Here is a 1,527-nt window from a genome sequence, read left to right as displayed (position 1 = left end):
AGCGGAAGATTTCAAGTCCAGTGAGACGGTCGTGACGCTATGAGTTTTGTGGTGCGGGGTCTCTCCGTTTGGCCGGGTCGTTGATCCAGGCCATCTGAGGTATCTCGGGTGGTCTGGGGCGGCGGCCGAAGCGTTCGGGGTGGCGGGTGTATGCCTGAGCGAGGGTGACGGCGCGCTGGTCGCGGACTTCCTCGGCGGTCCCGAAGTGGACGGAGGCGGGTGTGTGCCAGCCGATGCCCGAGTGCCGGTGCTCATGGTTGTAGTAGGCGATGAACGCGTCGAACCACTCGCGTGCGTGGGCCAGCGAATCGAACCGTTCGGGATAGTCCGACATGTACTTCGTGGTCTTGAACTGGGCCTCGCTGTACGGGTTGTCGTTGGAGATTTTCGGCCTCGAGTGGGAGCGTGTCACGCCCAGATCGATCAGTAGCTGGGAGACTTTCTTCGATGTCATCGAGGTGCCGCGGTCCGCGTGCACGGTCTGGGGCACGATGCCGTTGCGGGTGATGGTCTCGCGGATCAGTTCCTCTGCCCGCACCGCTGATTCAGCTCGCTCGACGGTGTGGCCGACGATGTACCGGCTGAAGATGTCGATGATCACGTAGGCGTGATACCAGACGCCTTTGGCCGGTCCGGCTGCCTTGGTGATGTCCCAGGTGAACACCTGCGAGGGTCCGGTGGCGACCAGCTCGGGCACCGCTCTGGCGGGATGGGTGGCCTGCCGTCGGCGTTCACCGGATTGGCCTTGCTCGCGCAGGATCCGGTACATCGTCGAGATCGAGCAGTGATAGCGCCCGGCGTCCAGCTCGCGGGCCCAGATCTGGGCGGGCGCCATCTCGGCGTACTCGTCGCCGTTCATCAACTCCAGTACCGCGGCCCGCTCCTGGCCCGTCAGGGCCGAGGGCTGCACCTGCACCCGGGAGCGGGGTGCGCGGACCGTCGGGGGCTTGAGACTGCGGTAGTGGGTGGCTCGGGAGCGGCCGGTCAGCCGGCACGCGGCCGAGACGCCCAGCTGGTCCTGGACATCGGTGAACGCCTCGTCCGCGACCGGGCCGGCGGCAGGCTTCAGTCCGCGCTCTCGGAGATCATTTCCAAGAGCGCGGAAGCTTTTCCCATCACCTCGAGAGCGGCCTTGTTCCGGGCCAGGTCCTTCTCCAGCCGCGCCACCTGCTGCCGCAGCTTCTCGTTCTCCACCTCCGCGGCGGACTTCTTCGCACGGGCCGGGGTCGTCCGCCGGTCGACCAGGTTCTCCAGGGCCCCGGCATCCCGGGCGGCCCGCCACTCCTTGACATGTGAGTGGTAGAGCCGTTCCCGGCGCAGGACCGCGCCCTTCTCGTTCCTGGGCGCCGCGTCGTACTCGGCAACGATCCGCAGCTTGTACTCCGAGGTAAAAGTGCGGCGCTTCGGCCTCGGCGCCGGGTCGGACCCGGCCGGTTCGGTGCTGGTCATAAGGGGTGATTCTCCTGTCGCGCCCTCTCAGGCTAACCCGACAGATCGGGATGTCTCACCCAAGGCTGACAGAGAGGG

Annotated in this window: 2 protein-coding genes; both read right to left on the bottom strand. The window is 66.5% G+C overall.

Annotated elements, in window-relative coordinates; all coding sequences use genetic code 11:
- Nucleotides 1–37: 37 nt before the first annotated feature.
- The gene (locus AB0I52_RS32820; protein WP_363078826.1) at nt 38–1,069 is read right to left on the bottom strand and encodes an IS3 family transposase; all 1,032 of its coding nucleotides are present in this window, start codon (nt 1,067–1,069) and stop codon (nt 38–40) included.
- Nucleotides 1,066–1,449, bottom strand: coding sequence for a hypothetical protein (locus tag AB0I52_RS32815; RefSeq protein WP_363078824.1), 384 nt, complete (start codon nt 1,447–1,449; stop codon nt 1,066–1,068). The genes AB0I52_RS32820 and AB0I52_RS32815 overlap by 4 nt, the downstream gene beginning before the upstream one ends.
- Between the last annotated feature and the right edge of the window lie 78 nt (nt 1,450–1,527).

Origin of the sequence: Streptomyces sp. NPDC050423, from assembly GCF_040655445.1 — a bacterium.
In the GTDB taxonomy this organism is placed as follows: domain Bacteria; phylum Actinomycetota; class Actinomycetes; order Streptomycetales; family Streptomycetaceae; genus Streptomyces.
The sequence above is the reverse complement of the archived record's forward strand: the minus strand, read 5'-3'. Positions and strand labels throughout refer to the sequence as shown.

What these genes read in the sequence shown, in the direction of transcription:
- AB0I52_RS32815 (WP_363078824.1), bottom strand. Translation starts at nt 1,449, where the DNA reads ATGACCAGCACCGAACCGGCCGGGTCCGACCCGGCGCCGAGGCCGAAG.